Source organism: Facivitalis istanbulensis (assembly GCF_040560405.1).
GTDB lineage: Bacteria > Pseudomonadota > Alphaproteobacteria > Sphingomonadales > Sphingomonadaceae > Sphingomonas > Sphingomonas istanbulensis.
The window spans coordinates 1-2,491 of record NZ_JAVSCQ010000063.1 but is presented as its reverse complement, the minus strand read 5'-3'; the positions used below and the strand labels follow the sequence as shown (position 1 = coordinate 2,491).

1 protein-coding gene and 1 pseudogene are annotated in these 2,491 nt (G+C 64.1%); both read left to right on the top strand.

From position 1 onward, the window contains the following. Positions 1–103 (top strand): annotated as a pseudogene (locus RN629_RS18100) (IS5/IS1182 family transposase); the annotation flags it as partial. 66 nt (positions 104–169) lie between these two features. Continuing rightward, positions 170–2,359 (top strand): TonB-dependent receptor, encoded by a 2,190-nt coding sequence (locus tag RN629_RS18095; protein WP_407036477.1) that lies wholly within the window; start codon positions 170–172, stop codon positions 2,357–2,359. Positions 2,360–2,491 lie beyond the last annotated feature (132 nt).

The following is a 2,491-nucleotide window of genomic DNA, read 5'->3' as shown; positions in this document are numbered from 1 at the left end:
ACGCCTGAAGGACTGGCGCCGCGTCGCCACCCGCTACGATCGGTGCCCGACCGTCTTCCTCTCCGCCATCGCGCTCGCTGCAACCGTCATCTTCTGGCTGTGATCAACGAGTCCTGACCCTAGCGGACGCCGCATCTCCCAGGCGGACGAGGCCATCGGCCAGGGCCGGGTGACGGCCACGGTGGCGGTCACGCGCGACGCGCTGCTGTCCGCGCCATCGGGCATTTCGGGATTGAAGATGCTGGAGTCGCTGCCTGGCTTCAACGTGCAGACCGATGGTGCGCTGGGCCTGTACGAGTTCGGCAACAGCGTGCAGGTGCGTGCGTTCAATCTCGACCAGATCGGCTTCATCGTCGACGGGATCCCGACCGGCCGTAGCGACGCGTTCGGCGGCAGCCCCGTCTTCCGGTATATCGACAACGAAAATCTCGCGGTGGTCGAGGCGTCGGCGGGGGCGGGTGGCGTGTCGGTGCCCAGCTATTCCTCGCTGGGTCCGATCGTCTCCTATCGCTCGATCACGCCGCCGACGGTCGCGGGCGTCTTCGCGGCGCAGAGCTTCGGCGATTACGACCTGCGGCGTACCTTCGTCCGGCTCAGCAGCGGCCGGATCGGTCCGCTCACCGCCTATGTCAGCCGCACCAAGCTGAACAGCGACCTGTGGCGGGGGGCAGGTTCGGTGAACCGCGAGCATTGGGAGGCGGCGGCGCATGTCGATCTGGGCGGCGAGAACTGGGCGCGGCTGAAGTTCGTCGCCAACGATTTCTTCGACTATGATTCGCCGACGCTGTCGCGGGCCGACTATCTGTCGGCGACGCCGGACCTGGGCGGCAAGACCGGCCGCGATCGCGGTTATATCGCCAACGTCCCCGATTACACGCCGGTGACGGGCGGACCGCGTTATTCGAACGGGAACTACACCTATAATGCGAACCTCGCGATCAACGTCCGCCATGACCGCCTTTACGGCCTGACCACGCATTTCGCGCTGGCGGACGGAGTCCATGCCGAGACGACCGCCTATTGGGAGGACAAGGACGGTTATGGCGTATCGCCCGACAGCTATGCCAACAGTCTGACCCGTTATCGGCAGCAGGTCGCCCCGGGACAGGCCGTGGTCGCGCCGCGCGGTACGCAGTTCGGCTATTCGGGGGTAGGCGGCGATCGGTACGGCATCGTCCATACGCTCCACGCCGATCTGGGCGCCCATGCCGTCGACCTGGGGATCTGGGTGGAAACGGACAAGTATCGCCGCACGCAGTTGCGCTACAACACCACCGACGGATCGCCGGCGAGCCCGGCCAATTATGGCGAAGTCGTGTATCGCCGCCGCGACTATCGGTCGCAGCGGGATACGACGCAACTGTTTCTGCGCGACCGCATTGCCCTATCGCCGAGGCTAAGCCTCGACCTGGGAATCAAGGGACTGGACCTCGGTTATCAGCAGCGCGGCTACCGCGATTTCAACGACTATGCCCGCGTCGTGGGCGGCGTGGTGAAACCGGGCTGGGGGCCGCAGGTCAACGGCGCACATTATCGCGACCTGTTCCTGCCGACCGGGGGCCTCCTGTACCGCCTCCCCGACGAGCGTACCCAGATCTTCGCCTCCTATGCCGAGAATATGGCGCTGCCCAAAGGGATGGACGACATCTATTCCGTGGCGCTCAACAGCTCGGCTGCAGTCGTAGCCGCCCCCGCGCCGGAGCGGGCCAAGAATGTGGAACTGGGTATACGCACCAATCAGCGCGAGTTGTTTGCTTCCCTCTCGGGCTATTACACCCGATTCGACAATCGCATCCAGGCGATTGCGAGCATCCTGCCCGGTACGACCAATGTCACCGAGACCTTCTTCCGCAATGTCGGCCGAGTGAAGGCTTACGGTGTCGAGTTCCTGGGCAATTACCGTCCTGCCTGGACCGGCGGGCTGGCCTATGCCAACCTCAACGTCACTTGGAACAACGCGACCTTCCTCGATGACATTCCCGCGAGCCCGACGCCGTTCGCGACGGCGGGCAAGACCATCCCGGACAGCGCGCGCTGGATCGTGTCGGGCGGGCTGACGGTGGAGCCCGCAAGCTGGCTGGTGGCCAACATTTCGGCAAAATATACCAGCGCGCGCCAGTCGACCTTCGTCAACACGCCGGGGTCGGAGGTGTCGGGGTTCACGGTCGTCTCGGCCTATGTCGACCTTGGGGACGGCATTGCCATCGGTCCGGTAAAGAATGTGCGAGCGCGGTTGAACGTCGACAACCTGTTCGACAAGGATGCGCTGTCGTTCATCTCGCCCGCTGTCACCGGCGACGGATTCTTCCGACCGCTGAACCCACGCACCATCCAAGTGACTTTTTCAGTCGGCCTTTAGGCTTTGTCTGCATTTGCAGGATTTCCATGAGGCGAGAGTTCTGATTCAAGGTTGGTGAAGGAGCCAGGCCTTGAGCAGACGGACGCTGACGGACGAGCAATGGGAGCGGATCGCGGGTTATCTCCCAGGCCG